Origin of the sequence: Streptococcus mitis, from assembly GCF_905187495.1 — a bacterium.
GTDB classification, from domain to species: domain Bacteria; phylum Bacillota; class Bacilli; order Lactobacillales; family Streptococcaceae; genus Streptococcus; species Streptococcus mitis_CU.
The window spans coordinates 1-1,435 of record NZ_CAJJIB010000026.1; the positions used below are offsets into that span (position 1 = coordinate 1).

The following is a 1,435-nucleotide window of genomic DNA, read 5'->3' on the forward strand; positions in this document are numbered from 1 at the left end:
TGTACTGACCCCAAAAAGTTAGACAATTAATTTAAGCAAAGGATTTAGTTCTGTATTGTACAGGGCTAAGTCCTTTTAGTTTTACCTTAATTCGTTTATTGTTGTAGTAATCAATATAGTCTACAATAGCTTGTTCCAATTGCTTAAGCGACTGAAACGACTTCTCATAACCATAAAACATTTCCGATTTCAGAATCCCAAAGAAGGACTCCATCATACCATTGTCTGGGCTGTTACCCTTACGTGACATGGATGCTTGAATTCCCTTACTCTCTAGGAACCGATGATAAGAATCGTGTTGGTATTGCCAGCCTTGGTCACTATGGAGAATGGTATTCTCGTAATGTTCCTCACCGAAAGCCTGGTCTAACATAGCTTTTACTTGTTCTAAGTTCGGTGATGTAGAAAGATTATAAGCGATGATTTCGCTGTTAAAACCATCTAAAACTGGCGATAAGTAAAGCTTTTGAGTGCTTGCTGGAATGGCAAATTCTGTCACATCTGTGTAGCACTTTTGCATTGGTTTGGTTGCTTCAAATTGACGTTGAATAAGATTATCTGCTTTCTTGCCAACCTCTCCTTGGTATGAAGAATACTTCCGTTTACGGCGAATTCGAGCCGTTAAACCAAGTACTTTCATCAGACGCTGCACCTTCTTATGGTTCACTACGAAGCCACGATTTCGTAATTCTAGAGTCATGCGACGATAGCCGTAATTTCCTTTATGCTCAGTATAAATTGACTGAATTTCAGCTTTAATATCATAATCTTTATCGCTTTGATCCAGCTGTTTTAAGTGGTAATAATAAGTTGAACGGGCAAGTTTAATAATCTTTAGAAGGATATCTAAAGAAAACTCTGTTACCAGTCCTTGAACAATTTCCGTTTTTCTTCTTGCTCCTTTTCGTCTCTCAATCGGAGTTCTCTCAACTTTTTTAGAATGGCATTCTCCGCTCTCAAGTACTCATTTTCTGCTTGAAGACGTTCTAATTCTGTCATATCTTCAAATCTCTTCTTTGGCTTACGTCCCATTTTAGGTGGTCTCCCTCTTGTTTTCTCAACAATAGTATACCCGTTTTTCTTATATTGTGCCAGCCAATTCGAAAGTAATCCACTACTTAGAAGAGCATAATCCAGAGACGCCCTAATTTGTGAATGCCCCTCAAGAAGAACTTTATCAATGATCTCTTGTTTTAGTTCAGGAGAATAGTAACAATTCTTTCCTTTTTTGACGAACTCTATTCCGTAACGATCAATCAATTTAATCATGTACCTAAGATTAGAATTGTTTATCCCAAATTTATTTGAAAGCTTCTCTAAGCTATATCCTTGTTTTCTAAGTTCATAGATCTGAACTTTATCATCATAACTCAATTTCATAATAAAACACCCCAAAAGTTAGATTTTTTCTGTCTAACTCTTGGGGTGCAGTACA

The 1,435-nt window shown here is 36.9% G+C and carries 1 protein-coding gene; it reads right to left on the reverse strand.

All coding sequences use genetic code 11. The features are described 5' to 3' along the window. Nucleotides 1–31: 31 nt before the first annotated feature. A protein-coding gene (locus JQ843_RS04395) for an IS3 family transposase (protein WP_203180026.1) occupies nt 32–1,380 on the reverse strand; the annotation gives its coding sequence in 2 pieces (ribosomal slippage) (nt 32–930 and nt 930–1,380; 1,350 coding nt in all). Between the last annotated feature and the right edge of the window lie 55 nt (nt 1,381–1,435).